This window comes from Streptomyces sp. HB132, assembly GCF_016909575.1.
GTDB lineage: Bacteria > Actinomycetota > Actinomycetes > Streptomycetales > Streptomycetaceae > Streptomyces.
Genome location: NZ_JAFBGA010000002.1, coordinates 340,343 through 366,194, shown reverse-complemented (window position 1 = coordinate 366,194; position 25,852 = coordinate 340,343). Strand labels below are relative to the sequence as shown.

The 25,852-nt window shown below is 72.5% G+C and carries 23 protein-coding genes; 10 read left to right on the top strand and 13 right to left on the bottom strand.

Annotated features, from left to right (window positions below; translation table 11 throughout):
• Positions 1–36: 36 nt before the first annotated feature.
• Both JOC24_RS05945 and JOC24_RS05940 read left to right on the top strand, forming a co-directional pair.
• The gene (locus JOC24_RS05945; RefSeq protein WP_205019047.1) at positions 37–186 is read left to right on the top strand and encodes a hypothetical protein; all 150 of its coding nucleotides are present in this window, start codon (positions 37–39) and stop codon (positions 184–186) included.
• A 171-nt stretch (positions 187–357) separates the two neighbouring features.
• Complete coding sequence (locus JOC24_RS05940; RefSeq protein ID WP_205019046.1) at positions 358–777, top strand: RNA-binding S4 domain-containing protein; 420 nt, start codon at positions 358–360, stop codon at positions 775–777.
• Positions 778–906: 129 nt separating this feature from the next.
• Here the strand turns inward: JOC24_RS05940 and JOC24_RS05935 are convergent, their stop codons facing one another.
• Positions 907–1,848, bottom strand: coding sequence for an NADP-dependent oxidoreductase (locus JOC24_RS05935; RefSeq protein WP_205019045.1), 942 nt, complete (start codon positions 1,846–1,848; stop codon positions 907–909).
• A gap of 88 nt (positions 1,849–1,936) precedes the next feature.
• Positions 1,937–2,818 carry a hypothetical protein gene (locus tag JOC24_RS05930; RefSeq protein WP_205019330.1) on the bottom strand — a complete coding sequence of 294 codons (882 nt, stop codon included), beginning with the start codon at positions 2,816–2,818 and terminating at the stop codon, positions 1,937–1,939.
• Positions 2,819–2,945: 127 nt separating this feature from the next.
• Between JOC24_RS05930 and JOC24_RS05925 the strand changes: the two genes are divergently transcribed.
• The 3 genes from JOC24_RS05925 (at position 2,946) to JOC24_RS05915 (ending at position 5,157) form a co-directional block, all read left to right on the top strand.
• Complete coding sequence (locus tag JOC24_RS05925) at positions 2,946–3,356, top strand: hypothetical protein (protein ID WP_205019044.1); 411 nt, start codon at positions 2,946–2,948, stop codon at positions 3,354–3,356.
• Between the two features lie 256 nt (positions 3,357–3,612).
• Entirely contained in the window at positions 3,613–4,746 is a 1,134-nt protein-coding gene (locus JOC24_RS05920; protein ID WP_205019043.1) for a MerR family transcriptional regulator, read from the top strand.
• A gap of 66 nt (positions 4,747–4,812) precedes the next feature.
• Positions 4,813–5,157 (top strand): cupin domain-containing protein, encoded by a 345-nt coding sequence (locus tag JOC24_RS05915; protein ID WP_307792640.1) that lies wholly within the window; start codon positions 4,813–4,815, stop codon positions 5,155–5,157.
• Positions 5,158–5,271: 114 nt separating this feature from the next.
• On the opposite strand, the gene JOC24_RS05910 is transcribed toward JOC24_RS05915, so the two are convergent.
• From JOC24_RS05910 to JOC24_RS05900, 3 genes are all read right to left on the bottom strand, one after another.
• On the bottom strand, positions 5,272–5,694 hold the full coding sequence (locus JOC24_RS05910) for a universal stress protein (protein WP_205019042.1): 423 nt from the start codon (positions 5,692–5,694) through the stop codon (positions 5,272–5,274).
• A gap of 94 nt (positions 5,695–5,788) precedes the next feature.
• The gene (locus tag JOC24_RS05905) at positions 5,789–6,448 is read right to left on the bottom strand and encodes an FMN reductase (RefSeq protein WP_205019041.1); all 660 of its coding nucleotides are present in this window, start codon (positions 6,446–6,448) and stop codon (positions 5,789–5,791) included.
• 5 nt (positions 6,449–6,453) lie between these two features.
• Positions 6,454–7,548, bottom strand: coding sequence for an LLM class flavin-dependent oxidoreductase (locus tag JOC24_RS05900; RefSeq protein WP_205019040.1), 1,095 nt, complete (start codon positions 7,546–7,548; stop codon positions 6,454–6,456).
• Between the two features lie 327 nt (positions 7,549–7,875).
• On the opposite strand from JOC24_RS05900, the gene trpS reads away from it, so the two are divergent.
• On the top strand, positions 7,876–8,934 hold the full coding sequence (trpS, locus tag JOC24_RS05895; protein ID WP_205019039.1) for a tryptophan--tRNA ligase: 1,059 nt from the start codon (positions 7,876–7,878) through the stop codon (positions 8,932–8,934).
• A gap of 84 nt (positions 8,935–9,018) precedes the next feature.
• Here the strand turns inward: trpS and JOC24_RS05890 are convergent, their stop codons facing one another.
• The 4 genes from JOC24_RS05890 to JOC24_RS05875 all read right to left on the bottom strand — a co-directional run bounded on the left by JOC24_RS05890 (position 9,019) and on the right by JOC24_RS05875 (position 18,991).
• On the bottom strand, positions 9,019–11,025 hold the full coding sequence (locus JOC24_RS05890; RefSeq protein ID WP_205019038.1) for an NAD-binding protein: 2,007 nt from the start codon (positions 11,023–11,025) through the stop codon (positions 9,019–9,021).
• Between the two features lie 17 nt (positions 11,026–11,042).
• Positions 11,043–15,929, bottom strand: a complete 4,887-nt coding sequence (locus JOC24_RS05885) for a DNA repair ATPase (protein WP_205019037.1) — start codon at positions 15,927–15,929, stop codon at positions 11,043–11,045.
• Between the two features lie 160 nt (positions 15,930–16,089).
• Positions 16,090–18,252 carry a flotillin family protein gene (locus tag JOC24_RS05880; protein WP_205019036.1) on the bottom strand — a complete coding sequence of 721 codons (2,163 nt, stop codon included), beginning with the start codon at positions 18,250–18,252 and terminating at the stop codon, positions 16,090–16,092.
• A gap of 100 nt (positions 18,253–18,352) precedes the next feature.
• Positions 18,353–18,991 (bottom strand): hypothetical protein, encoded by a 639-nt coding sequence (locus tag JOC24_RS05875; RefSeq protein WP_205019035.1) that lies wholly within the window; start codon positions 18,989–18,991, stop codon positions 18,353–18,355.
• Between the two features lie 296 nt (positions 18,992–19,287).
• Here JOC24_RS05875 and JOC24_RS05870 point away from each other — a divergent pair, with 296 nt between their 5' ends.
• Positions 19,288–20,355, top strand: a complete 1,068-nt coding sequence (locus tag JOC24_RS05870; protein WP_205019034.1) for a PucR family transcriptional regulator — start codon at positions 19,288–19,290, stop codon at positions 20,353–20,355.
• Between the two features lie 106 nt (positions 20,356–20,461).
• Here JOC24_RS05870 and JOC24_RS05865 read toward each other — a convergent pair whose 3' ends face one another.
• Positions 20,462–20,917: a tellurite resistance TerB family protein gene (locus tag JOC24_RS05865; RefSeq protein ID WP_031090594.1), complete on the bottom strand. Its 456-nt coding sequence runs from the start codon at positions 20,915–20,917 to the stop codon at positions 20,462–20,464.
• A 136-nt stretch (positions 20,918–21,053) separates the two neighbouring features.
• On the opposite strand from JOC24_RS05865, the gene JOC24_RS05860 reads away from it, so the two are divergent.
• Both JOC24_RS05860 and JOC24_RS05855 read left to right on the top strand, forming a co-directional pair.
• A complete protein-coding gene (locus tag JOC24_RS05860; protein WP_205019033.1) occupies positions 21,054–21,530 on the top strand; it encodes a BlaI/MecI/CopY family transcriptional regulator in 477 nt (158 codons plus the stop codon).
• Between the two features lie 11 nt (positions 21,531–21,541).
• Positions 21,542–22,495, top strand: coding sequence for a M56 family metallopeptidase (locus tag JOC24_RS05855; protein WP_205019032.1), 954 nt, complete (start codon positions 21,542–21,544; stop codon positions 22,493–22,495).
• Between the two features lie 18 nt (positions 22,496–22,513).
• Here JOC24_RS05855 and JOC24_RS05850 read toward each other — a convergent pair whose 3' ends face one another.
• From JOC24_RS05850 to JOC24_RS05840, 3 genes are all read right to left on the bottom strand, one after another.
• A complete protein-coding gene (locus tag JOC24_RS05850; protein WP_205019031.1) occupies positions 22,514–23,770 on the bottom strand; it encodes a cation:proton antiporter in 1,257 nt (418 codons plus the stop codon).
• Positions 23,771–23,772: 2 nt separating this feature from the next.
• Positions 23,773–24,243, bottom strand: a complete 471-nt coding sequence (locus JOC24_RS05845) for a cation:proton antiporter regulatory subunit (protein ID WP_205019030.1) — start codon at positions 24,241–24,243, stop codon at positions 23,773–23,775.
• 196 nt (positions 24,244–24,439) lie between these two features.
• Positions 24,440–24,856: an ATP-binding protein gene (locus tag JOC24_RS05840; RefSeq protein ID WP_205019029.1), complete on the bottom strand. Its 417-nt coding sequence runs from the start codon at positions 24,854–24,856 to the stop codon at positions 24,440–24,442.
• 646 nt (positions 24,857–25,502) lie between these two features.
• On the opposite strand from JOC24_RS05840, the gene JOC24_RS05835 reads away from it, so the two are divergent.
• Entirely contained in the window at positions 25,503–25,844 is a 342-nt protein-coding gene (locus JOC24_RS05835) for a MerR family transcriptional regulator (protein ID WP_205019028.1), read from the top strand.
• Positions 25,845–25,852: the final 8 nt, after the last annotated feature.

The following is a 25,852-nucleotide window of genomic DNA, read 5'->3' as shown; positions in this document are numbered from 1 at the left end:
GCGCGGCGCCGGCGTGACCGGCCGGTGTGTCTGACGATGGATCAGGCATGCCGGCCGATCCGTCCGCGCACCCACGAGGGCCCCGGTACGACGCGGCTCGTCGGCAACCCGAAGATCCTGGAGAGCTCGTTCGGCCCCGAGGACCTGTACCTCGCGCAGGGGCGGGGCGGCGGGGTCGCCCCGTAGCTGTGGTCGCTCAGCGAGCACGCGCCCGGCAGGTGCGGGGCGTGCAAGCGGGAGCTGTACGCCTACGACATGGGCGACGTCATGTGCGGTGCCTTCGGCTCCTGAGACCCCGAAGGCACCGCATCGGACGAAGACCGCCCGGCGACGGGGGGACGGTCTAAAGTCGTACGCATGGTTTCCGGTGAGGCGCCTCAGGCGGAGGGAAGCGTCCGGGTCGACGCCTGGATCTGGGCGGTCCGGCTGACGAAGACCCGGTCGCAGGCGGCCGCCGCCTGCCGCGCGGGGCACGTGCGGGTCAACGGCGATCGGGCGAAGCCCGCCCAGGCCCTGCGTACGGGCGACGAGGTGCGGCTGCGGCATGGGGGCCGGGACCGGATCGTCGTCGTTTCCAGAATCGTGAAGAAGCGGGTGGGGCCCCCGGTGGCGGCCGAGTGCTTCGTCGACAACAGCCCGCCCCCGCCGCCACGGGAGGCGGTTCTCCAGGTCCCGGTCCGCGACCGGGGCGCGGGCCGCCCGACGAAGCGCGACCGCCGTGAGATGGAACGCCTCCAGGGCGCGCGCACCCCTCACGATCCGGACGCGCGGCCCTGACCTGACTCTCCGAGGGCGGGGGCGCCGAGCGCCCTCGTCCGCCGGCTGCCGACCGTGCGCACGTCATGGAGCGCGGCGGGCTCGTCGTCTCCGCGCCCCGGTCGGTCAGGAGCCCCTCCCGGTCGTCGTTCAGATGGTGAAGACGGTCTTGCCGCGCGCCCCGCCGGCGCGGTTCTGGACGAGTGCCTGCGGCGCCTTCTCCAGGGGGAGTTCCATGTCGATGGGCACGGTCAGCTCCCCGCTCGCCACCGCCGAGGCCAGTTCGTCCAGCAGCGCGGCGGTCGGTGCGAGCCGGAAGTCCGCCCAGGCGATGCCCCCGGGCGCCGCGACACCCCGCGTGGTGACGGCGACACCGCCGTCGCGCACCAGTGCGGTGTACGCGGCGAACGAGGCGGTGTCCGTGGAGACGAGGTCGACGAGCGCGTCGACGCCGTCCGGGTACAGGTCCCGCACGGCGGCCTCCAGCGCTGCGGAGCCGGAGGCCGTATCGACGGTGGCGATGGCTCCGAGGGCCCTCATCCGCCGTCCCTCGTCGCCCCGCACGGCGGCGACGACCGCTGTCCCGCGGGCAGCCGCGAGCTGGGTCAGGAAGCTGCCGACACCGCCCGTCGCCCCGACGACCAACAGGGTCAGCCCGCTGCGTACGGCCGTGCTCGAAAGGATCTGTGCGGCCGTCGAACCGGCCGTGGGGAGAGCCGCGGCGACCTGGAGCGGCAGGCCGGACGGGACCAGGGCGATCGGGGAGTCCTGGGGGACGCACACGTATTCGCCGTACGCCCCGCAGCGCCCGAGGGGCGGTGCCGTCACCCGGCCGAACACGGGGTCACCGACCCGGAAGGTGTTGTCGCCACTGCCGATCATGTCCACGCGGCCCGCGAAATCGGTGCCCAGGACGAGCGGGAACACATGCGGGACGGCCTCGTCCCGGACGCCGTCCCCGGTCTGCCAGTCGAGCGGGTTGAGCGCCGCGTACTCGACCTTCACCCGTACCTCGCCCGTCGCGGGGCCGGGCTTCGGCACCTCGACGAGACAGGGTTCCGCACCGAACGTGCTGACGGCGATGGCTCGCATCGGCAGACCTCTCGCTTGCCCCCTGCTCTCACGCATCCCACTGTCGCCCGGCCCACCCACCCGCGCACGTCGGGCCCCGGGCGCGGAATCAGCCGTGGTGGGGGCGCCCGGCCCGGCCGTGCCCGGGCGCCAGGGCCCGGCCCACCAGGCCGCCGACCGCCAGGACCGCCCCCACGAGGAGCACGATCCACACGGTCGTCCGCAGCGAGGCGGTCAGCGCGTCGTAGACCGCGGCGGCCCCCGCCCGGTCCGTTCCGGGCACCTGGTCGAGGACCCGGGCTCGGCCGACGGCGACGGCGATCCGCAGCAGGGCCGTGCCGAGCAGCAGCCCGGCGCCTGCCACGGCCGCGGCCGTCAGGCAGGCCCGCAGACCACCGCGCAGGAGCGTGAGACCCAGCACGAGGACGAGCAGCAGAACCGTCCCGACCGCCGGCCAGATGCTGCAGTACCGCAGCCACCGGAACGAGGACCGCAGGTCGTCGGCGCGGTCGGGGGACAGCACGGTGATCGAGGTCTCCCGGACCGGGATCCGGTCGGCGAACGGAACTCCGTTGCCGACCAGCTCCTTCTTGACCTCAGCGATCACCGGCGCCAGGTCGATGGTCACCGCCTGCCCGTCGTCCCCGTGCAGTGCGGCGGTCACCTCCCGGTGCGCCGCCCGGTTCGCGCTGTCCCAGGCCCGCCGGAAGGCCTCGGTCGTCGTGAACGACAGCGCGGTCTCGTGCAGGAACTGCCCGACGGTCTCCTGGAGCGGCCCGACGTCGATGTTCTTCATCGCCTCGTCCGTGACCAGTGTGGCCACGGTGCTCCGGACATCCGGATCGGAGGCCAGCGGGGACACGGCTGCGAGATAGCGGTCCGTGTCGTCGAGTTCGAGATCGACCCAGGCCGAGAGCGCGCTCACCGGGACCAGCACGGTGAGCAGGACGAGCAGTACCGCCGACAGAGCCGCTGAGAGATAGGTCCGCACAGGCACCAGCCAATCCCGTACGGCATCGGCGCGCTCCGGGCCGTACGCCGTTCGAGTTGCCGGGCGGCCCGCTCGGGTGTGCGCTGGAGGAACACGGGGACGGGGGCGACGGAAGGAGTTGTGCGCCATGGCCACACACGCAACGATGCCGACGCGCCGCCGCACGCAGGCGCGCACCCCGGTCCGGCGGGGGCACGGTGTGCTCGCCTCGGCGACGCCCCTGGTGCTGGGCGTGATCGTCGGCTTCTGGGCCTTCTTCATCAAACGGGACGGTGGAGCGACCACCGCCGGCCAGATCTGGCTCGGTGTGGTCTCCGGTGTGGTGTTCGCCGCGCTCTGCTACGCACTCGTGCGGATCAGGTGGTCCCTGCCGCGTGAGCTGCGCGCCGGGGCGTTCGGCGTGCTGACCGGGGGCGCGATCGGCTTCCTCTACAGCCTGCACGACAACAGCGTGCTGTCCTCGTCCCTGATCGGGCTGGTGCTCGCCGCGGGGACGGCCGCGACGATGTTCTACGTCTACTACACCCGCGAGGACTGACCCGGCCGTCCTCCGGGACCTGGCAGGGGTTGCGGCCGCCGTGTTCCGATCCGGCGGTCGCAGCCGTGTTCCGTCGCGTCGGCGGTCTCCGTGACGGTCTTCGGCGCGGTGACGACGAGGCTGTACAACCGGAGGTGACGCCGGCGGCCCGACCCCCCGGCCGCGGCACCGGGCTCCGCGGTGGTTGACCTTCCCCGCGGGGGAAGCCCCAGCATCGGCGGGGCCGGGCGCATCCGTCCGGCGCGAGGAGGCCGTGGTGGGAGACGAAGGCGGGGCGCCGGGGCGCGCGGGGCTGGTGACGATCGGGGAGTTTGCCCGGCTGTCCCGGCTCCCCGCGAAGGCCCTGCGCCGCTACGACGAACTGGGACTGCTCCGCCCCGCACTGGTGGATCCGGTCAACGGATACCGCTACTACGACCGGACGCAGGCGGAGGCGGCACGACTGGTGGCATGGCTGCGCCGGATCGGCATGCCGCTCGCCCGGATCGCCGAGGTGGTGGCGCTGGACGACGGCGCGGCCGCCGCGGAGGTCCGTGCCTACTGGGCGGGGGTGGAGGCCGAGACGGCCGCCCGCCGGGAGCTCGCGGTCTTCCTCGCCGGGCATCTTTCCGAGAAGGAGAACACCGCGATGTCGAACGGCAACGAGACGGGCCGGGGGCCGGCCACCCTGGGAATCCGCTACGCGGCACTGGCCCACCCGGGTGCGGTGCGCACCGCTCAGCAGGACACGGCGTACGCGGGAGCGCGGCTCCTCGCCGTGGCGGACGGCTTCGGGGCGGGCGGCGCCGGGGCGAGTGCGGCGGCGGTCGACGCGCTGAAACCGGCCGCGCGGGGGGCGGTGAACGCCGCGGACCTGCTCGGCGCCCTGCACGACGCGGCGGAGTCCGCGGCGCGGGCGGTACGCGACGCCGTGGGAGGCGACAGGGCCCCGGCCGAGTCCGGGACCACGCTCACGGCGCTGGTGTGGACCGGTGAGCGGCTGGGTCTGGTGCACATCGGGGACTCCCGGGCCTATGTGCTGCGTGGCGGCGAGCTGTTCCGAATCACGCACGACCACACCCTGGTGCAGTCGATGATCGACGACGGCTCGCTGACCGAGGAGGAGGCGTCGTCGCACCCGCAGCGCGCGATGCTGCTCAGGGCCCTGGCGGGCGGTGCCCCGGCACAGCCGGCCCGCCCGGACGTAGGGCTGCACGACACGCTTCCGGGGGATCGCTACCTGCTCTGCTCGGACGGGCTGTCGGCGGTCGTGGACGAGGCCGACGTGACCCGCACGGTCATCGCGGCGGACGGCCCGGACGCGGCTGTGCGCGCTCTGGTCGCCCTGGCAGGTGACGCGGGCGGCCCGGACAACGTGGCCTGTGTCGTGGCCGACGTCGTCGCGCTCTGACATCGCGCCCCGCCGGAGCCGGGCCCGGACCGGAAGGGGGGGGCGGAGACAGGCTCTGGAGGAGCCATGACGGCAACGACATGGAACGACACGCCCGTTGCGATCCGGACCGACGAGGCGGAGCTGCGCAGGAAGGCGATCGGTGGTGACCTGAGTGGTGCCTCGATTCCGCTCGTCAAGGGCGCGGACATGGGCCCGGCGCTCAAGGGACTCCCCGACGACATGTGCCCCTGCCCGCACCGGGGTTACCTGCTCAAGGGCCGGCTGAAGCTGCGGACCGGCGCGGACCCGGCGGCGTACGGGGTCTACGAGGAGGGCCAGGCGTTCCACTGGCCGCCCGGTCACGTCCCCGAGGCCTGGAGGACTGCGAGTTCGTGGACTTCTCACCGACGACGGAGTTCGACCGGGTGATCAGCCACATCACGTCCCGGGGCTGACGCACCACGAACGGGCGGGACCTCGTGCGAGGGGCCCGCCCGTTCGTGTGCGGCAAGGACGAGGGCCCGGGGTCCGGGGCGGGCCGGCTCAGTCGCGTACGACGGTGACCGGGCAGGTGGCGTGCTGGGTGACGTGCAGGCTGACCGAGCCGAGGAGGGTCGCCTTGAGGCCGCTGTAGCCTCGGGCGCCGACGACCAGCAGGTTCGCGCCGCGGGAGCGTTCCAGCAGCGACAGGGCGGGATTACCGATCACGACGATCTTCTCCACCGCCGCCGCGCCCTCGACGCCGAGGGCCTCCTCCAGTGCCTCGTCGAGCGCGACGGTCGCCACCGCCTGCGGGTCGAAGTCCTCAGGCAGGCCTGGCATCAGGGACCCCCAGCTGGTCGCGGGGTACTCCCAGCTGTTGACGGCCTCGACGGTGTCGCCGGTCAGTTCGGCCTGGCGTACGGCCCAGCGCAGCGCCTTGATCGACGCGTCCGATCCGTCGACGCCCACGACGATCCTGCCCATGTCTGCCTCCAGTGTGTTGGAACATGTACGGCATACAGGGATCAACTGTATCCAAGCAGGACATCGGCGGGGCCGGGTGGCCCCGCCGATGTGGTCAGCCGACCCGGAGGTCCGCGAGCTGCTGGGCGAACGGGACGAGGGCGTCCTCACCGTCGTCGAGGGTGGGGGCCCGGGTGGCGCCCGAGACCGTCCGCCCCGTGACGGCGGAGGCGAGCTCGCCGCCCGCACGCCGGATGCGGGAGGGCAGCCCCTCGGTGTACTCGTCCCCCTGTGAACCCCAGTCCTCCGACGCCGCGTACACGGACGTCGGCAGGACGACGGCCCTCAGGTAGGCGAAGAGCGGGCGCATGGCGTGCTCCAGGACCAGCGAGTGCCGGGGCGTGCCGCCGGTCGCCGCGATCACGACGGGCTTGCCGGTCAGCGCGGTGTTGTCGACCAGGTCGAAGAAGGACTTGAACAGCCCGCTGTACGAGGCGGTGAAGACGGGTGTCACCGCGATCAGGCCGTCCGCCCCGGTCACGGCGTCGAGCGCCTTCCTCAGGCCGGCCGACGGGAAGCCGGTGACCAGGTGGTTGGCGATGTCGACGGCCAGGTCACGCAGCTCGACCACCTCGACCTCGACGCGCCGGTCCTGCCCGGCCGCCAGCGCCTCGCGGGCGGCCCCGGCGAGGCGGTCGGCCAGCAGCCGGGTGGACGACGGGCTGCTGAGCCCGGCCGCGACGGCAACGATCTTCAGGGGAGCGGTGTCGAACACGGTACTCAGACCTCCTTCGGGGCGGCGGCGGCGCGGGCGGCGGCGACCGCGGGGTGGACCGGGGCGTCCGGCACTCCGGCCGGGCGCAGGTTGGCGAACTCCTTGCGCAGCACGGGCACGACCTCCTCGCCCAGGATGTCGAGCTGCTCCAGGACCGTCTTGAGCGGCAGTCCCGCGTGGTCCATCAGGAACAGCTGGCGCTGGTAGTCCCCGACGTCCTCCCGGAAGGACAGGGTCCGCTCGATGACCTCCTGCGGGGAGCCGACGGTCAGCGGCGTCTGCTGGGTGAAGTCCTCCAGCGAGGGCCCGTGGCCGTAGACCGGTGCGTTGTCGAAGTACGGGCGGAACTCCCGTACCGCGTCCTGCGAGTTCTTGGCCATGAACACCTGGCCGCCGAGGCCGACGACGGCCTGCTCGGCGGTGCCGTGCCCGTAGTGGGCATAGCGGCGCCGGTAGAGGTCGACCATCTTCCTGGTGTGCTCCATGGGCCAGAAGATGTTGTTGTGGAAGAACCCGTCGCCGTAGTAGGCGGCCTGTTCGGCGATCTCGGGGGAGCGGATGGAGCCGTGCCAGACGAACGGCGGGACGCCGTCCAGCGGGCGCGGGGTCGCGGTGAAGGACTGCAGCGGGGTACGGAACTTGCCCTCCCAGTCGACGACGTCCTCGCGCCACAGCTTGTGCAGCAGCGCGTAGTTCTCGACGGCGAGCGGGATGCCCTGGCGGATGTCCTTGCCGAACCAGGGGTAGACCGGCCCGGTGTTGCCGCGGCCCATCATCAGGTCGACACGGCCGTCGGCCAGGTGCTGGAGCGTGGCGTAGTCCTCGGCGATCTTCACCGGGTCGTTGGTGGTGATCAGCGTGGTGGAGGTGGAGAGGATCAGGTTCTGGGTGCGGGCGGCGATGTAGCCGAGCGTGGTCGTCGGCGAGGACGGGACGAACGGCGGGTTGTGGTGCTCACCGGTCGCGAAGACGTCCAGGCCCACTTCCTCGGCCTTGAGCGCGATCGCGAGGGTCGCCTTGATCCGCTCGTTCTCGCTCGGTGTCGTACCGGTCGTGGGGTCGGTGGTGACGTCCCCGACGGTGAAGATCCCGAACTGCATGGCGCCCGCCTCCAGAAGTGTCGTGCCGTTGAGCAGGTGGTTGAACGTTGAACTATGTGAACACGCCCTACAACGGAGCGCCCCGCTTCCCTATTCCGCCCACCCCGGAGGGCCCGCCCCGAAAGATTCCGTGCCGGAGAACCGGTGCGCGTTACACTCGTCGCCATGACCTCCGTACCGTGCCGGAACCGGTGGCGCTCCTCCTAGGAGCGGCCACCTCCATCTGCACGGAACAAGGGCCGTTCGATCTTCGGACGGCCCTCACCTGTGCCCCGGTGCCCCCCGACGGGCCGTCCTCCACGCATACACCGCAGCGAGGAGAGCCCCGTGACCCTGACCACCGACCTGCCCGTCGGTCCCGCCGAGCGCCGCAGCGCCGAACTGGAGGAGCAGCTCGCTCTGGACCCCGGCCGCTTCCGCGTCCTCACCGGGGACCGGCCGACCGGGGCCCTGCACCTCGGCCACTACTTCGGCACCCTCCACAACCGGGTACGCCTCCAGGACCTCGGCGTGGACGTCTTCGTGCTCATCGCCGACTACCAGGTCCTCACCGACCGGGACGTCGCCGAGCGGCTCGACGAGTACGTGGAGGGGCTGCTCCTCGACTACCTCGCCATCGGGATCGACCCCGCCCGAACGACGGTCTTCAACCACAGCGCGGTCCCCGCCCTCAACCAGCTGCTGCTGCCGTTCCTGTCCCTCGTCTCCGTCGCCGAGCTCGGCCGCAACCCCACCGTGAAGGACGAGATCGCCCACTCCCGGCAGTCCGCCGTCAGCGGCCTCATGTACACCTACCCGGTGCACCAGGCCGCCGACATCCTGTTCTGCAAGGGCAACCTCGTGCCCGTCGGCCAGGACCAGCTGCCGCACCTGGAGATCACCCGTACCGTCGCCCGGCGCTTCAACGACCGGTACGGAGACGTCTTCCCCGAACCCGACGCGCTGCTCTCCGCCGCGCCCCTGCTGCTCGGCACCGACGCCACCAAGATGAGCAAGAGCCGCGGCAACTCCATCGCCCTCGGCGCCGACGCCGACGAGACGGCCCGGCTGATCAGGGGCGCCACCACCGACGCCGACCGGCACATCACCTACGACCCCGAGTCGCGGCCCGGGGTGTCCAGCCTGGTGCTGCTGGCCGCGCTCTGCCTGGGCCGCGACCCGTACGAGGTCGCCGAGGAGATCGGGAACAGCGGCGCGGCCGGTCTGAAGCGGACCGTGACGGAGGCCGTCAACGCGGCGATGGCCCCGATCCGCGCCCGGCGCGCGGAGTACGCGAAGGACATGGGGCACGTGCGTGACGTGCTGCGCGCCGGCAACGAGCGGGCGAACGCCGTGGCCGAGGCGACCCTCCGGGAGGTGCGGGAAGCGATGGGCATGTTCCGCTAGCCGCTCGGGGCCGGCGCCGCCCGCCCGGCGCCGGTCCGTCCGGCCCGGTGGCGGATGCCCGGGCCCGCTGAGGGGTGCCGTGGCTCAGCGGCGTGCCGCCGAGTGCTGCCTGCGCAGCAGTTCGGCCAGCCCGCGCCGGGTCGCGGCGATCACCACCCGGTCGTCCCGCCGCAGCACATACCCCGGGTGGATGTCCCAGACCAGCCCGGATGGCCGGTCCTGGGCTCCCGGCCCCTCGGGGTCGAGGGGGTCGTACGGCGGTACGGCGGCCAGGTCCGGGAGGCGGTCGGCCGGCGGGGTGGCGTCCAGGGCCAGGACCCGCCAGGCGCCCGCCCGGAACGCCTGGTCGACGGTCCGCCCCTCCAACTGAGGGTGTCCCGCCACCTCCAGTGCCGCGAAGAGCATCACCTTGCGCTCCACCGGGACCGCGCCCAGGATCTGCCGGCCCATCATGGCGACCGCGAACGACGGCGCCGCCAGATGGGACACGGAGCGGGAACGGGTCAGGGCGCCCGGGTGGGCCGTGCGCAGGGTGCGGTAGACGGCGGTGGCGAACTCGTCGTCGTACAGGCGCAGGGCCACCCGCAGGTCCGGCTTCACCGAGCGGGCGTACAGCGCGGCTTCGAGGTTCGTCGTGTCGATGCTCGTGAGGGCGAGCAGGGCGCGGGCCCGGCGGATCTTGGCCGCCTCCAGGACGCCCTCCTGGGTCACGTCGCCCAGGACCGTCGGTACGTGCAGGCTGCGCGCCAGCGGGATGCCGCGCGCCTCCGGGTCCTCCTCGACGACCACCACGGGGATGTCCAGCTCACGGAGCCGCACCAGGACCCTTGTGCCGATCTTGCCGAGCCCCAGCAGGACCACATGGCCGGACAGGCCGCGCGGCGGGCGGCGCAGCGAGGAGGCGGTGCGCAGTGTGCCGAACGCCTCCAGGACCGCGGCGACCAGCAGGGGCAGCAGCAGGAGTCCGGCCAGGCCGGAGAGCAGCTGGATGACCTGGCGGGAATCCGAGTCGGTGTCCTCGACCGCCGGGTCGCCCATCGCCAGCAGGTCCAGCATGGTCAGGTAGGCGGCGTGCAGCGGGCTGTCGCCCGTCGTGATCACCGAGGCGACGGCCAGGGCGACGACGGCGGCCGCGACGCCCAGCGCCGACCAGCGCAGCCGCCGTGAGAAGACCTGGCCGAGCGGTGCTCCCCTGCCTCCCATGCGGGTGGGCGCCCGGTCGGGTCCGGCCTGGCTGATGGCCTCCAGGACGATCGTGCCCCGGCCCGTGGCGGCGTTCACGGTCGCCAGGTCGGGCAGGAGCTGGGGGCCCTCGTCGCCGCTGCTGTCCGAGCCCTCGGTGCCCGCCGGGTCCTGGCTGGTGGAGGAGAGCAGGGCCAGGGTGCACAGCCCGGGGTCGGCGAGTTCACCCGGCCGGGGCGGGGTGCGTTCGACGGCGCGAAGGAGCAGGCCCTCGGCCTGGATGACCTTGCTGCTGCCGGTCAGCGCGGTGGCCGCCAGGGCGGGGGCCGCGGTGTCGGCGTCCGACAGGACGGTGGTGGAGGCGTCCATCGCGGCCGCGTCGAGACCGGGCATGGAGACGGCGGCCGCCTGGTCGAGCAGCGTCTCCAGGTGCTGTCCGAGCTTGCGGTTGTAGAGCCGGATGACGAGGCGCAGGCGCGGATTGAGACGGCGGGCCGTCAGGGCGGCGCGGATGTTGAGCTCGTCGTCGTCGTAGACGAGCGCGAGCGCGGCGGCCCGGTCGACGCCCGCCTCCGCCAGTACGTCGTCGGAGGGCTCGCGGGCCTCCATGATGCGGACGGCCTCGACCCCGGCGTTCGTGTCGCCGCCGCCGTTGGCCGTCCCGTTGCGGCTCATCGCCGCCGACATCCGCCCGAACAGGGCACCGGCGCGGGCACGTTGGGTCAGCGGCAGGTCGGGCCCGGTGGTGTCGGGCCCCGGCGGGACCAGGAGGGTGACCCGCTCCCCGTACACGTAACGCAGCTCCACGGCGAGCCGGCGGGCGAGGGTGTCGTCGCCGCAGACCACCATGTGGCTGTTGCTCGGGGGGCGTTGGGGCTGTTGAGGAAGTGATGACACGTAACCCAGCATGCCTTGGTCCCTCCGGTTCAGTCGGGCGTGTCGGTGATCATCGCGTGTCGGGTGCGTGCATCCGCGTCCGGGTGGCGTGGGCCTGCGGCCCGCTCGATGGCCGCCTCGACCGCCGCGATCCGGTCCGCGAGCAGTCCGAGCGCCCCGACGGCACGGGCGGCGGGGTCGCCATCGGGTCCGCCGAGGGCCTGGGCGCGTACGTAGGCGGAGTTGACCGCCGCCCGGCGCTCAGCCTGCGCGGGGGTGAGCGTGCCCCGCAGGGCGGCCAGTGCCAGCAGGTTGGACTCGGCGCCCGTGGTGAGCGTCTGGGCCTCGCCCGCGTAGTGGTCGTCGATGACGGCGGCGAGCTCGGCGTCGTTCATGACGGGCACGATCCGTTCCGCGATCTTGTTCATGTCACGGTACGAGCCCTGCAGGCGGAACGGCGGTTCGGTGCGCGCCGAGTCGGACTGTGCGGCCGACGCGATGTACGCCGCGTTCACCGCGAGGACGGTGTCCCGGGCGGTCAGCAGATGCCGCAGGACGCCGAGGACGCGGTCGAGTTCGGCGGGAGCGTAGGAGTGTTCCAGTCGGCCGGCGGAGGCCGGGGGACCCGTGCCCGAGGCGAGGCGGACGAGCAGGTCGAGGTCGCTCCGGGAGCGGGCCGCGAGCGGGGCCAGCACCGGGTTGGCGGCCAGCGCGTTCTCGACGAAGCTCAGGGCGAAGACCTCGTCCCTGCCGCTCAGGACCTCGCCGAGGTTCCAGACGTCCGCCCGGTTGGCGAGCATGTCCGGGATCCGGAAGCGGTCGCCGGACTCGGTGTACGGATTGCCCGCCATCACCACGGCGAACCTCTTCCCTCGCAGGTCGTAGCTGCGCGGCTCGCCGTCCCGCACGCCCTCGACCCGGCGGGTGGCGTCACAGAGCGGAATGAACTTCTGGAGCAGCTCGGGTGAGGTGTGCTGGATGTCGTCCAGATACAGAACGGTGTTGTTGCCGGACTCCAGCGCGAAGTTGATCTTCTCGACCTCCTGGCGCGCGGTCGCGCTGCGGGCCTGCGCCGGGTCGAGGGACGTCACGTCATGGCCGAGGTTGGGCCCGCTGACCTTGACGAGGACCATGCCGAGCCGTTCGGCGACGTACTCCATGAGCGTCGTCTTGCCGTAGCCGGGCGGCGACACGAGGAGCAGCAGCCCCTGCGAGTCGGTGCGCCGGTCCGCGTCGGCCGTGCCGAGCTGCTTGGCGAGGCTGTCTCCGATGAGTGGCAGGTACACCTCGTCGAGCAGCCGGTTGCGGACGAACGCGGGCATGACGCGCGGCCGGTGGTCGTCCAGCCGGAGCCGGGTGCGCTCCGCGGCGACCAGCGTGGTGCGCAGCCGCTGGTAGGCACGGAAGCCGGGCACGGTACCGGTCCGGAACGCGGCCGTACGGGCGAGGAGTTCGTCCAGCCGCACCGGCAGCTTTCCCCCGGCGGTACGCGGGTGGTCGCCGAGGAGCCCTTCGACCGTGGCGGTGAGGGGGCCCTCGCAGTCGTACCGCTCCAGCTCCGGGCACAGCTCAACGGCGACGGCCTCCGTGAGGTCCCCGTCGTCCGCGTCGGAGCCGCTCGCGGCGGCGTAGGAGGTGAGCCAGCCCTCCACGAGCCGTCGCCGGGCCGGGAGGTCCGCGGAGAGGGCGGCCAGATCCTCGTCGTACGCCGAGGTGCCCACCGCACGACGGAACTTGTCCAGGAACGTGCGGACCGGGGCGCTCGTGACGAACCCGGCGGGGCCACCGGTCAGCTCCTCGAAGAGGTACTCGGCGACGTCGTCCCGCGCTCCCATCGCCGCCGCCCACTCCCCCTGGAGCACGGCGACGGCGGGGGCGGGACCGAAGGTGTCGCGGGCGCGCGCCAGCGACCGGGCCTGACGCCGCCAGGACGTGCGCAGGGCATCGTCGGCCTCGTGCGCCCAGAAGAGCTGCGCCGCCGCGCGCACCGGGGGCGGGAAGCGCAGCAGGCCCGCGCCGGAGCGGAGCCGCAACAGGGCGGTGAGGATCGCGGTGGCGTCCTCGTCGTGCACACCGCGCCGGTAGCCCTCGTCGTACGCGGACGCCGCCGCTTCCCGTACGAGCGCGGCGAGGTCCGGCACGTCGCCCAGGGCGTCGGCGCCGTGCTCGTCGAGGAGCCGGGCGGCCAGGTGCTCGGCGCGGTAGACGGCCGCCGTCTCGGAGGGCAGCAGCTGGTCCCAGTAGGGGCGGGTCGCCGCGAACTCCGGGTCGGTGACGGGGGCCCGGTAGTCCGTGCCGGTCAGCGCGAAGGCCAGCCGGTCACCGGACGGGACCAGGGTCAGGTCGAACGGCTGGGTGTTCACCGCGAACCGGTGCCGGCCCAGCCGGATCACCGACCCGCCGTCCGCGTACAGCTCACCCCGGTCACGCAGGGCCCGCCCCGCCTCCTGCCGGGCCGCCTTCAGCCGTCCCTCCAGCTCCTCCGCGCGGACCGGGTCGCCGAGCGCGCGCAGCTCGTCGGCGGTGCGGCGGACCTTGGCGACCATGGGGTCGGAGGCGAAGTACGTGTGGACGGCGTCCAGGTCCTCCAGCCCCGCCAGCCGCCGGGAGACCGTCTCCATGACCCGGGCCGCGGAGTCCGCGAGCCGCTCCGCACGCCGGGCGCGGGCATCCTGAAGCATCTCCTTGCGGCCCGAGAACGCCTCGTACACTTCCGTGCGGCGCTCGGCCAGCCTGGCCAGGAAGTCGTCGGACTCCGCGAAGCGTGATTCCAGGTCCTCCAGCCGGAGCATCACCCGGGACAGCTGCTCGTCGCAGGCACCGGGGGAGTCCGCCGAGGCGAGCGCCCCCGTGACGGCCTGCCCGAGCAGGGCGAACTCGGCGGCGAACTCGGCCAGCCCCTCCCGGGCCACCAGCTCCCTGCGCCTGGCGCCCAGGGCCGCGCGGGCGCGGTTGGCACCCCCCAGGACCTCGGCGATCCGCTCCAGGACCGACGTACGCACGGTCGCGTCACCCATGTCCAGGCCGGTGACGACGTCCGTGACCGTCCCGAGGCCGTCCGTGATCTCCGTCAGCCGGTCCCCGGCCGAGGAGGCGTCGGCGACGGTGTCCAGTCCTGCGGCGTCTTCGGTGATCCGCGCGAGGTCCTCGTGGTAACCGGCGAACGCGTCTTCGCGGGCGAGGAAGGCGACCGCCCGCTGGGCGGCCGATGCCAGATCCCGTTCGGTCTCCTCGCGGAGCGCGGCGACACGGTCCGTGTCGGCGTACCGCATCTCGGCGAGCGTGGCCAGATGGCCGTGTGCGCGGCGCAGTTCGGTGAGCCGGCCGACCCAGGCGGCGGCCGAGCGCGGGGCCTCGCCGCGGATGCGACGGACCAGGGCGGTCAGCCCGGTGGCCGCCTCGTCGAGCGCTTCGGCGGCCTGCCCGGTCAGCTCCTGGACCGATTCGAACTCGGCCAGGACCTGCACCGCGGTGGCCCGCAGCGCGTCCAGCGGCTCGGCGAGCGCGCCCAGCCCCGGGTCGGTGAGCCAGTGGTAGCGGTCGCCCGCCCGGCCGCAGTCGGCGACGAGCCGGTCGTACACGGCGGCCGTCGGTGGCATGTCCCGTACGCCGTGCGCCAGGGCCAGGCAGTCGGAGATCCCGCGCACCAGGTCGGCGTTGCCGGTGCGGGCGAGCGGGCCCGTTCCGGCGGGGCGGGAGGCGGCGTGGGTGTCGGACACGTAGGGGGTCGCCCAGCGCTGCAGCGGATGGACCCGCCCAGGCCCGTCGGCACCGTCCTTGAGCAGTACCAGGGTGCCGTCGTCGAGGAGGGCGTGGCCCCGGCCGGCCAGTGGGGTGGCGACCTCCTGGCGGATCAGGTTGTAGGGGAGCAGCAGGGTGCGGCTTCCGTCCCGGGACCGGAAGACGTACAGCACGTCCTCGCCGTTCGGGGAGCGGACCGCGTCCTCGAAGACGGGGTCGCCGAGCTCCCCGGCGGTGTCGAAGGTCCTGGCCGTGCCGGTCGTGAGGTAGTAACCGCCGGGAAAGATGATCCCCTGGTCCTCGGGCAGTCGGCGGCAGGACGGGCCGATCGCGTCGAGGCGCAGCACCGTGGACAGCAGCGTGTTGAAGACCAGGTGACGCCAGGCCTCCTCCTTGTACGGGCGGACCCGCAGCAGGATCAGCGGCCCGGCCACCGCGTACTCGACGGCGGCGTCCGCCAGGGACTGCAGCGGCTCGTCGACGGGCTCCTCGTAGATCCCGTCGGGCGACTCGGTGCCGCCGGAGGTCCTGACGGTGAGGGTGCCTCCCAGCGTGTCCAGGAAGACCGTGTCCAGGACGGCGATGTGCGGGTGCCGGCCGGGCACATGGGCGTCGCGCCCCACGGGGATCCAGTCGAAGTCGTGCGACGACGGGAAGACGTGGTCGCGGTCGCCCCGGGCGTCCAGGAAGGCCCCGGGCGCACCGTCGGGGCCCAGCGCCCAGCGCAGGACACGGATGTCCTCGGCGGTCTCGCCGGTACGGAAGACGGCGAGCAGCCGGCCGTTGACGCGCCGCAGCCGGAGCAGCCGGGCGTCGCGGTAGTAGCGGTGCAGGCCGGCGAACTCCCGAACGAAGGCCTCGTCGTCCAGGAGACCGGCCTCCGCTTCCTCGAGGCCCGGCTCGCGGAGGGCGAGCACGTCACCGACCCCGGCGTCGGCTCGCGCACCCGGACCACGCTCGAAGCCGAACAGCAGGCGTCCTCCCACGGCGACCAGGTCGCGGGCCACCGAGGCGTGCTCCGTGTGCACCTGTTCGGTGGCGAGCAGGCGCAGCCCGGTGGAGCCGAACTCCTCGGTCCGCCTGCCGTTGAGCTCCTCGGCCCGCCGGACCAGCTCGTCGGCCTGCTCGCGGAGCCTTCGCCGGAGCACCTCGTAGGCATCCGCATCGGCATCGGTGAGGGTGATGTCGCGGTCCATGCGTAAGGCTCCCTACGAGATGACGTTCAACAAGCCGGGCCGCCCGCCGCCGGCGGCCCCCTCCTCATGGCGGTCCCGCCCCGGCGGCCGGAGGCAGACCCGCCGGGGCCCCTCCGGCGGGCCGAGGACCTCCTCACCCACCGGACGGGCACCGGCCCCCTCAGACGACGGCGGTCCCGTTGTGCGAGGCCGTCGTGTTCGCCGGCAGCGCCCCCGTACCGCTCGTCGCGGGTGCCGCCGGCGCGTCCGCCGAGGCCGCTCCCGCGGTGGGGGTGACCGTCATCCCCGCCAGCCCCAGCTCCTCCGCCGCGGCGAGCAGCTGCTCGACCTGCCCCGAGGCAGCCCCCGACGACCGCATCAGCTGCATCAGGAGCGCCGACACCGTCAGGTTCTGCACGTCCCCCGTGGACACGGAACCCAGCACCCGTGTCAGGTCGTCCGTGAACGACCCACGCCCGTCGAGCCACGGCCCGGCCAGTGCCTGCGCGGTCTTCGAGTTCTTCACGAACCCGTCCACGCTCCGGCCCAGGGAGACCGACGACACCAGCCGGTCGAAGAAGACGGAGTCGCCCCCGACGATGTCGATGTCCGCGTTCTCCAGTCCCGTCGCCAGGACCGTCGCCTGCGCCTCGGCCACCTGCCGCTGGACGTCGAACTCCGCGAGCCGGATCTCCTTCTCCGCGTCCAGCCGCAGCCGGTACTCCTCGTGCCCACGGGACGCCTCGTCGAGCGCGGCCATCGCCGCGGCCTTCTCGGTGAGACCGGCCGCCTCCGCCTTCAGCTTCTCGCCGATCACGGCGGCGTCGGCCGTCGCCTGCGCCTGCGTGCCCTCGGCGGCTGCCAGCGCCTTGAGGCGCGCGCCCTCCGCCTCGGCCCGGAGCCGGGCCTCGGTCGCCTGGGCCTCCGCCAGGCCGGCCTTCTCGATGACCTCGGCCTCCGCGTCCCTGACCTGGACCTCGGCCAGTCCGGCCGCGGCACTCTCCGCCTGGACGCCTTCCGCGAGCCGCAGCTTCGCCTGCGCGTCGAGGTCGGCGGTCTTCAGCCGGGCGTCCGCGAGCGTCAGCTGCTCGGCCGCCAGGTGGACCGCCGCGGCTTCCGCGGCCTCGGCCGCCTTGATGTCCTTGACCAGCTTCTCCTGGGCCTCCGCCTCCGCCGCGATGATCACGGACCTGCGGGTGCGCTCCGACTCCTCGACGGCCCGCAGCGTCAGGATGGACTCCTCCTGCTCGGCGACCGTACGGTCCACCGCGATCCGCTCCCGGATCACGTCCGCCACCTCACGGCGCTCGGCCTCGACCTCCTTCGTCGCGGCGATCCGGTTCAGCTCGGTCTCGCGCTCGCGCCCGATGACCTCCAGGAGCCGGTCCTTCTCGATGCGCTCGTTCTCCACCGCGATGACCCGCTCACGGTTCTTCTGCGCGACGGCGACCTCGCGGGCCTGGTTCTCGCGCTGGATGCCGAGCTGCTCCTCGGTACGGATGAACGCGCCCTGCGAACCGAGCCGTTCCTCCTCCTGCACCCGGGCGGTGGCCGACTCCTCCCGGGCCCGCAGCGTCTCCACCTCGCGGCGCTGCTTGATCTCCGCCTCGGCCTGACGCCGCTCCAGTTCCAGGATGGTCTCGCGGGCGTCGACGTCCTGGCGGGTGATCTCCTTCTGCTCCGTGCGCTGGAACTCGTTGGTCCGCACGTGCTCGATCGACGTCAGTTCGGTGATCTTCCGGATGCCCTGCGCGTCCAGGATGTTCGCGCCGTCGAGCTGCGCCATCGGCGTCTGCTCGAGGAAGTCGATCGCGGCGTCGTCGAGGTGGTAGCCGTTCAGGTCGGTCCCGATGACCCGGATGATCCGGTCCCGGAACTCCTCACGCTTGGTGTAGAGGTCGACGAAGTCGAGCTGCTTTCCCACGGTCTTGAGCGCCTCGGAGAACTTCGCGGCGAAGAACTCCTGGATGGCGGCCTTGTCGCTCGCCCGCTCGGTGCCGATGGCCTGCGCGACCTTGATGACGTCCTCGACGGTCTTGTTGACCCGGACGAAGAACGTGATGTGGATGTCGGCGCGGATGTTGTCCTGGCAGATCAGGCCCTCGCGCCCGGTACGGCGGATCTCGATGGTCTTCACCGAGATGTCCATGGTCTCGGCCTTGTGCAGCACGGGCAGGACGACCGCGCCCGTGAAGGTGACGTCGACCTTCTTGGTCTTGGAGATGATCAGCGCCTTCCCCTGCTCGACCTTGCGGAAGAGGCGGGTGATGACGAAGACCAGGGCGATGGTGACGAGCAGGACAACGGCGACGAGCACGCCGATGCCCAAGGAGATGGCTTCCATGACAGTCCTTGACGGCTGGTGGGACGTACGAAGAAGAGGGCGCGCCCGAGTGACGGCGCGCGGAACCACGGGCCCGGGGCCCGGGGGGTGGGAAAGCGGGTCAGACGGCCTTGCGCGGCAGCGGGCGCGGGGCGAGCGCCGCGTCGTACGGCGAGACCCAGAAGAACTCGCCGTCGGCGTCGTAGGCGTAGAGGAGCCCCGTACTGCCGTAGGTGAACGCGTCACCCGGAGCGGACTGCCTCAGCGGCTGCCGGACCTGCACGATCGCGGTCGATCCGTCGACGGCCGCGACCTCGGCCTGCCCGAAGTCGGCACCGACGGATCCCGTACGGATCGTGCACACCTGACCCACGAAGTCCTCCCGCGATGGAGGAGGTTCTGCGGGGAAGTACCTGCGGAACCGGCGTACGAGCATGCGGATCACCCCCCAGGCGATCAGGAACGCCCCGGCCAGGACGGTGAGGTGGAGAACGGCCCGCAGGGTGCCGGTGGCTCCGCTCCGGAGCACCAGGACGGAGCCGGTCAGGCAGGCGAACCAGGAGACGACGACGAACAGCGACACCGACACGGAGACGGGCACCCCGCCGAAGCCGACGGCTCCGGTGTCCAGGTCGGAGTCGAACGAGTCGTGTCCGGCCGCTCCGGCGAGCACCAGCAGCCAGAAGCAGACGACGACCACCAGGGCCGCGCCGAGGACGACGGCGGGGAACGTGACCGCCGCGGAGAGGAATTCGCTCATCCGGTCCTGCCCCCGTCCCACCTGACGCCCTGCGCTTCGGGAGCCCGGGCGACGGCTGGGCGGGGCGCCGGCGCTGCGACACCGCGAACGGTCCGCAGCAGCCGGTTCCTTTCCCCCGTGATCCCCCGTGACCCCCGTGCTTCCCCCGTGTGTTGCTGAGGTGATCGTGCCAGTCGGGGCGGCTCGGGCGCATTGCCGGAATCCGGCAGGCTTCGCCGGTCCCGTCTGCCGGGCACCGGCACAGGTCCTCGTGCGTTGGTGAGGTGACAGTCGATTCGAGCGCGGAGGAGTGTGCGGTGGCGGAGCCCGAGATCCCCGAGAGGTTCCTGAGGGGCTATACCCGCATCCTGTCCGAGGTCGCGGAGACGGGCCGACGGCTCACGAGGGACGAGCTGGAGACGCGGCGCACCCTCGGCCGCGAGGCCGCGGAGGCCGGACATCAGCTGCGGGCCCTGGTGCGGCGCCATCTCTCGGAGACCCGCACCGCCTGGCCGCGCACCGCGTGGGACGCGTCGGCCGGCGACGCCGTGCTGGGCGCCGTGGAGCAGGCGGTCGACGCCTTCGCGGAAGGCTACGAGCGGGCGCAGCGCCTCACCGTGCGGCGGGAGGAGGCGGCGCGGCGGGAGTTCATCGACGACCTGCTGTACGGGCGCAGTGACCTGGGCAGGCTCGCGGAGCGCGCCACCCGGTTCGGGCTGCGGCTCTCTCGTGCCCATGCCGTCGCGGTGGCGGCGGGCCCCGAGGCGTACACCGAGTCCGACACCGTGCCCCGCAGTGTGGAGGCGGCGCTGCTCGCGCGTTTCAGCGGCCGGAAGATCCTGCTCACGACGAAGGACGGGCGGCTCGTCTGCATAGCCCCCGGCAGCCAGCCCGACGTTCTGCGGTACTTCGCCAAGCAGGCCCACGCCGCGACGGACGGGCACCAGGTCGCGGTCGGCCGCCCGCACCGCGGTCCTGGCGGAGTGGTCCACTCGTACGACGAGGCGCTCGAAGCCCTCGATCTCGCCGAGCGCATGAAGCTCGACGACCCGGTGCTGTACGCAGCCGACCTGCTGGTCTATCCCGTGCTGACCAGGGACCGGCAGGCGATGGCCGATCTGGTGCGCAGCGAGCTGGGCCCGCTCAGGGAGGCGAGGGGCGGCGCGGAGCCCCTCCTGCGGACACTGTCCGTGTACTTCGACGCGGGATGTGTCGCCGCCGAGACGGCCCGCCGGCTGTCGTTGAGCGTGCGCGCGCTGACGTACCGGCTCGAGCGGATACACCAGCTGACCGGCTCCGACCCGTCCGATCCGGCGCACCGCTACGCGCTGCAGACGGCGGTGATCGGCGCCCGGCTGATGGACTGGCCGGCGACGCAGCTCTGACACCACCCGACCGCCCGCGACGCCCACCGAGGAGGGGGCCGTACGGCGAAGTCCCGCCGTGCGCCCGGCGGGCGTCGCGGGGCGGGCGGGACTTCGCGGACAGCTTCTACAGGTCGAACTCGTGCGGCGGCAGGTCGAGCGCGAAGCACGCCTCGCGCACGACGGCCTGCTCCGACTTGTCGAAGTCACCGTCCGCGCCACCGATCACGATGCCGATCTGGATGACGGCACGCGCCTCGGAGGGCTTCTTCTTCGCCTTGGCGATCTCCTGGAGGACGCTGACCTTGCCGAAGGCGAAGTCCGCGGTCAGCTTGTTCACGTAGTCGTTGAAGCGACGCTGAAGATCGTCCGCGGGGAAGTTCTGCAGCACGTCGTTGGTGGCGATCAGCGAGGCGACGCGCTGCCGCTCGGACGGGTCGATGGTGCCGTCCGCCGCGGAGACCAGGGCGCACATGGCCATGCTCGCGTCCCGGAACGCCCCGCTCTTCAGGTCGTTCTTCTTCGCCTCCAGCTGCGTCTGCATCGTCGACGCGGATTCCTTGATCCGATCCCAAAGGGCCATGACGTCTCCATACGTTGCGTTGCCTGTGGTGCGGGAACCAGTCGAACTCTACAGCTGTGTAGAAGAAGCGTGGGCGGCCGCGGGCAGCACGGCGGCCGACGGGCCCGTGACGCGGCCACTCAGTAGGATGCGGCGGATGAACAGGCCCACAGGTACGGACGACGGCGGGACCCGGGACGGCCCACGGCTGCCCAGGCGCGGCCAGGGACAGCTGGAGTCCCAGGTCCTGGCCGTGCTGCGCTCGGCCGGCGGACCCGCGACGGCCGGCTGGGTGCAGGAGCACCTCGACGGGGACCTGGCCTACACCACGGTCATCACGATCCTCTCCCGCCTCTACGCGAAGAAGGCCGTGACCCGCACCCGGCAGGGCCGTTCCTACGCGTGGACCCCGGCCTCCGACGAGGCGGGCCTCGCCGCCCTGCGGATGCGCCGTGTCCTGGACGGTGAGGACGACAGGGAGGCGGTCCTGGCCCGCTTCGTCTCCGCGCTGTCCCCGGGCGACGAGGCCCGGCTGCGCGCACTGCTCTCCCGCGCGGCGGACGGCCCGGACGACGGTTCCGGGAGCCCCCGCGACGACGGCCGCCCCGACGACGCCACCGCTCAGGAAGGCTGAGAGCCACCACGATGGGCGTCTTCGTCTACCTGCCACTCGTCCTGCCGCTGACCGCACTGCCGATGGCCCGCCTCGCCGAACAGCACCTGCACCCCAGGAGCGCCACCCGGCTGCTGGCCGCCGTGGGCTCGACGCTGGCCTTGTGCAGCACGCTGTGCCTGGCCCTGCTCATGGTCGTGGGCACCGCCCAGCTCCCCGGGAATCCGCTGCCCGACGGCTGGTCGGACCCTGAGGTGCGCGCCGCGGTCCCGTACGAGGAGAAGGCGGGCCTGATCGCGATCGGCGTCCTGGGAGCGGTGCTGGTGGCCTGGGGAGGCACTCTGCTGAGGCACACCAGGACCCGCGCCCGCGCCGCTCGCGCCCTGCCCCCGTCCCCCGGTGACGGGGCGGCGGACGGCCTCACGCTGGTCCCGTCCCCCGACCCGTACGCGTACGCCCTGCCGGGGCGGCGCGGGCGCGACGGCCGGGTCGTCGTGTCCACCGCGATGATGGACTGCCTGGACGCCCGCGAGCGCCGCGCGCTCGTCGCCCATGAACGCGCGCACCTGGCCGGACGTCACCACCGCTATCTGCTGGTGACGCAACTGGCGGCGCGCGCCAACCCGTTCCTCCTGCCCCTGCGCACGGCGGTGGCGTACAGCACCGAACGCTGGGCCGACGAGGAAGCGGCGTACGAGGTCGGCAGCCGCCGGGCCGTGGCCACGGCGGTCGGCAAGGCGGCGTTGTTCTCGCACCGCCCGCCGGGTCCCGCCGTGCTCCCCGCCTTCGCGGCCGCCGGCCCGGTGCCGCGCCGGGTGGCCGCGCTGCTCGACCCCGAACCCTCGGCCGTGCTCTGGCCACCGGCCTCCGCGCATCTGGCCCTGGCGGCGGTGACCGCGACGGTGGGGACGGCGGCCTCGGCGCTGTCGTCGCTCAACGCGACGGTGACGCTCGTCGGCATCCTCCACGCGGCCACCCCGCTCTGACCCGTCGGCGACCGCCCGTCAGCCGGAGTCGCGGGAGTCGCGCCCGGCATGCTCCGGAGTGAGGTCGTCGTGCGACGGCATCGGCTGGTCGGCCGCGACGGCCGGCTTCTTCCGCTTGCCCGCGAGCAGCGCCTGCAGCTTCGAGGCGACCGGCTCCGTCCACCGGGCGGTGAGCGGACCGACGATCACCAGGATCAGTACGTACGCCGTCGCGATGGGCCCGATGCGCGGTTCGGTCGCCACGGCGAGACCCGCGATGACGATGGAGAACTCGCCGCGCGCGACCAGTGTGCCGCCCGCACGCCAACGGCCCCGCGGTCCGATCCCGGCCCGCCGGGAGGCGTACCAGCCGGTGCCGATCTTCGTGAAGACCGTGACGACCGCCAGCAGCGCCGCCGGAAGCAGCACGGGCGGGATCTCCGCCGGGTCGGTGGACAGCCCGAAGAACACGAAGAACACCGCGGCGAACAGGTCCCGCAGCGGCGTCAGCAGCTTGCGCGCGCCCTCCGCGACCTCGCCGGACAGGGCGATGCCCACGAGGAACGCGCCGACGGCCGCCGAGACCTGCAGCTGCTGGGCCACCCCGGCCACCAGGACGGTCAGTCCGAGGACGACGAGCAGCAGCATCTCCGGGTTGTCGGAGGACACCGCGCGACTGATGAGCCTGCCGTGGCGCAGCGCCAGGTACAGCACGAATCCGACGGTGCCGAGCGCGATCAGCAGGGCGATGCTGCCGCCGGCCAGACCGACACCGGCCAGCATCGCGGTGAGCAGCGGCAGGTAGACGGCCATGGCCAGGTCCTCGATGACGAGGACACCGAGGATGACGGGCGTCTCGCGGTTACCGAGCCTGCCCATGTCGGTCATCACCTTGGCGATCACGCCGGACGACGAGATCCAGGTGACCCCGGCGAGCGCGACGGCTCCCACGGGCCCCCACCCGAGCATCAGGCCGGCGGCGGCGCCGGGTGTCGCGTTGAGCACGAAGTCGACGGCCCCGGACGGGTACTGCGTCTTGAGACTGGTGACGAGCTCGGACGCGCTGTACTCCAGCCCGAGCAGGAGCAGCAGGAGGATGACGCCGATCTCCGCCCCGATGGCGGTGAACTCCTCACTGGCGCCGAGCGGCAGCAGCCCGCCCTCCCCGAACGCGAGACCCGCCAGCAGGTACAGGGGGATCGGCGAGAGGCCTATCCGCCCGGCGAACCTGCCGATGATGCCGAGCCCCAGGATGACGGAGCCCAGCTCCACCAGCAGTGCAGTCGTGTCGTGCACGGTCAGCCCTCCGCAATGATCTCGGAGAGCGTGTCGACGCCCTCACGCGTTCCTACAACGACGAGCGTGTCCCCGATGGCCAGCCGGAAGTCCGGACCCGGCGACGGGTGTGCGCTGTGCGTACGCAGCACGGCCACGATCGAGGCCCCCGTCCGCGTCCGCGCCCGGGTGTCCCCGAGCAGTCGGCCGCCGTAGGGGGAGCGGGTCCCGAGCGGAATGTGCTCGGTGACCAGGTCGATGCCCTCGGTCCGTACGGCGTCGATCGGCGCAGCGTCGATGAGATGCGCCAGCCCCGTGGCCTCGGTGGTGGTCAGGGGCACGGAGAGCACGCACGAATCTGGGTCGTCCTTCTCGTAGAAGCCCAGGAACCGCCGCCCGTCGTGATGCACGACGACGGAGATGTGCTGCCCCGATTCGGTGGTGTAGTCGTACTGCACGCCGACTCCTGGCAGCGATGTGCGGTGGGTTCCCATGGCTTCCTCCGAGGAGCACGCGACGGCGGTGCGACGCTTTTGATCATCTCTTTAGTCGCCCATTACCTTATCCGGCCGCGAAAATCCGCGAGGAGGGCTTCCGCGTGCGGAGACGCGGAAGCGGCGCTGCTCCTGTCAGGGGCGGCCGGAACGGACCGACCGTGACAGGAGCAGCGCCGCCTCGTGACGGGCCGGGCTACCGGGCGAACTGTGCGCAGACCGTCTTCCCGGCTCCGGGGCCGGGGGTGATGGTCAGGGCCTCGGTGAGACGGTTGATCATGTGCCACCCGAAGCCACCCGTGGCGCCGTCCAGGTCGGGGGTCCGCCCGCGCGGACGTGCCGGACTGGGGTCGCTGACCGCGGCGGTCACGGTGCCGGGTCCGGCGGACAGGCGAAGGGTGAACCGGCCTCCGCCGTGGCGCAGCGCGTTGGTGGCGAGTTCGGAGACCACGAGCACGAGGGTGTCGGCCAGGTCCGGGTCCGGCGCGGGGGAGAGGCGGTCGGTGAACGTGCGGGCCGCTTTGCGGGCCCAGTGGATGCTGTCTGTGCTGTCGCCCCGTACCACGGTCCGCGCGGGGGCCGTCGAGGTACTGGGGATCATCGTGTCGCTCATGCGCTTGCACCCCACCATGCTCGGTTGATCCGCTTTCTCCTGGACGGTTCGCCTGCCCACTCGAACGGCCTTTACTACTCCGGCACGCGATCCGGTGGAGATTTCGAACGGTTGGCGCAGCAGAACAGCGCCGTCCCGACGCACAGAAAATCTGTCGTGGCGGGAGTAGACATCCGCGCTCTCCAGGATTAACGTCTTCCTCGTGGCCAGAGCAGAGAAGGTCCGGCAGGGAAGAACCGCCGGTCGGCCACACGCAGTTCGCAGGACGGTGCGGTGGTGGAGTTCCGAAGCCAGTGGTCGAAGGACGGTGACGGGACTGGCGACCGGACCGGGTGGCCCGCGGTGATCAGGGGCCGCCATCAGCAGTGCACGGCCAGCAAGTGACACAGAGGGAAGAACGGAGGAGTTGACCACCATCAGGATCGCCCGGGCGGAGGAATCCGAGCCGGGTACCGCAGGACATCGATAGGCAGGTGGTCTCCGGTCACGCATACGCGATCCCCGCACCCCCGACCCCTTCGAGGGCGGCCGTGCGGACACAGAAGGCCGGCGCGGTGAACGGCCGGCAGATGGTGTAGCAGTTTCCTTCGGGGCCTTGGTGCCGTACGGCACCAAGGCCCCTCCAGTGCGTTTCGAGAGAGGTTAGATGCCCGCAGACGATTCCTTCCGCCGTCTGGACGACGACGATTTCCCTGCCTACACCATGGGCCGCGCCGCAGCGATGCTCGGCACCACACCCGCGTTCCTGCGCGCACTCGGCGAGGAGCGCCTGATCACCCCGCTGCGCTCGGAGGGCGGACACCGCCGGTACTCCCGCTACCAGCTGAAGATCGCCGCACGTGCCCGTGAGCTCGTCGACCAGGGCGTGGCCGTCGGCGCTGCCTGCCGCATCGTCATCCTCGAGGACCAGCTCGAAGAGGCCCAGCGCATCAACGAGGAACTGCGCAACTCACCGTCCGGGTCCTCTTCCGCCCGGGCGGGTGCCTGAACGGGCGC